The organism is Promicromonospora iranensis (genome assembly GCF_028994805.1).
GTDB lineage: Bacteria > Actinomycetota > Actinomycetes > Actinomycetales > Cellulomonadaceae > Promicromonospora > Promicromonospora iranensis.
In genome coordinates, this window is the sequence record NZ_JAJQQP010000027.1 from 1 (window position 1) to 1,634 (window position 1,634).

General features: G+C 60.5%; 2 protein-coding genes. Both read left to right on the forward strand.

Translation table 11 applies throughout. The features are described 5' to 3' along the window. A partial coding sequence (locus LUM46_RS26570) for an RHS repeat-associated core domain-containing protein (RefSeq protein WP_274998316.1) occupies nt 1-959 on the forward strand: 959 nt, incomplete at its 5' end. Between the two features lie 8 nt (nt 960-967). Beyond that, nucleotides 968-1,495 (forward strand): hypothetical protein, encoded by a 528-nt coding sequence (locus LUM46_RS26575; protein ID WP_274998317.1) that lies wholly within the window; start codon nt 968-970, stop codon nt 1,493-1,495. Nucleotides 1,496-1,634: the final 139 nt, after the last annotated feature.

Here is a 1,634-nt window from a genome sequence, read left to right on the forward strand (position 1 = left end):
TCCTGGACAAGCCGGAGGATTCGAGTGGGCTCACGGCGGTCGGGGCGCGGTTGTATGACGCGGTGCTGGGTGCGTTCATCAGTGTGGATCCGGTGCTGGATCTGGCTGATCCGCAGCAGTGGAACGCGTATGTGTATGCGAACAACAATCCGATGACGTGGTCGGATCCGACAGGGCTGTTGTTGGGGCCGTTGATCGATGGTGCGTATACGGCTCCGACGAGGGGGAAGCCAGGTTCGGGTGGTTGGCAGGTCGGGCCGAACAACACGGGTTATACGGGTAGTTGGAACAATGGTGGGGCGGGGAAGTGGTCGCGACCGGGTACGACGTATACGCCGCCGGTGACGAACCGACGCGATCCGGCTGCGGACGAGGCACGTGCGCAGGCTGCCGCGGCTGCGAAGGCGAAGGCGAAGGCGCAAGCTGAGGCGCGCGCTCGCGCGGAAGCCGAGAAGCGGGCAGCGGAACGTGCGGCCGCCGAGGCCGAAGCTAAGCGCCGTGCACAATGGGCTGCAAGTGCGGAAACAACATTGAGTGCAGCAGCGACTGGACTGGCCTTGCTGACACCAATTTGTCCCATATGCGGGGCTGTTGGCGCAGCGATCTCGGTAGGGATGTTCCTCTATGACGTCTATACGGGTGACACGGCGGGGGCGGTTCTCAATGGAGTATCGGCCGTGACGTTCGGTGCCGGAGGTGCGCTCATGCGTGGTTCTAGCATGGCAATGACGGCGGGGAAAGGTGTTTGGGCCGCACGAAACACCGCACGAGCCGCCAATATGCCTCATTCGGGTATCCGGGAAGCTACGGCTTCCTACCGAAATTGGGAGCGGGCATCCGTCGTTATGCGGCGAGCATCATATCAAGCCGAAAATGCCTTCCACTCCTACTCTCCGTTCTCTGCCGCTCACGCGACAGCATCTGGCACGGTGACTGTCTATAATATTAACCAGAGTTAGGTCACCCGATGGTCGCACTGCTCAACGTATTTCGCGCCGAGGTCCTGATCGGGCTATGGCTGATCAGGATTCTCGCACGCCTGTTTGTCCGTTCGTGGAGAAATGCATCTCCGGACCCCAAACACCCTTTCCCCTGGGCGCTTTCCGCCCAGGATCGGCGCGAGGCCTATGAGAACATGATGGGGCTCTCCTACTTTGGTATGAGCGTTCTCGGGGTGGGAGGCGGGTTGGTATTTGGGGTATCCGCGAGGGCGCTCGGATTCCCAACCATCCTGGAGTTCCTCGGCTACCTGGCGGTGGCTGCGCCGTGCACGGTCACGTTGATCGCGTATTTCGTCGTGAGACACCGGCTGGCGAGAATCAAAGACCGTAGTGATGGGCACGAGTCGGTTGGAGTTGCTTGGGAAGTTGACATAGAGAACAATCCTCGCGTGTTGATCGGGGCATCGCTCTCGGGACTTGCTGCCTCGGCCATCCTGGCATTTCTTTTGCTAATCATTCTTCCGGACCCGTCCACATGGGTACAGTCTGGCTGACGCCGTGGAATACGTATTCGAACAACAATCCGGATAATGGCGCGGTGTCGGCGAAGCGGTATTACACGTTCGCGGGGCAGACGGTCGCGGTCCGGACCGGGACCATGTTCGACACGGTGACGTCGGTCTTCAATGATCC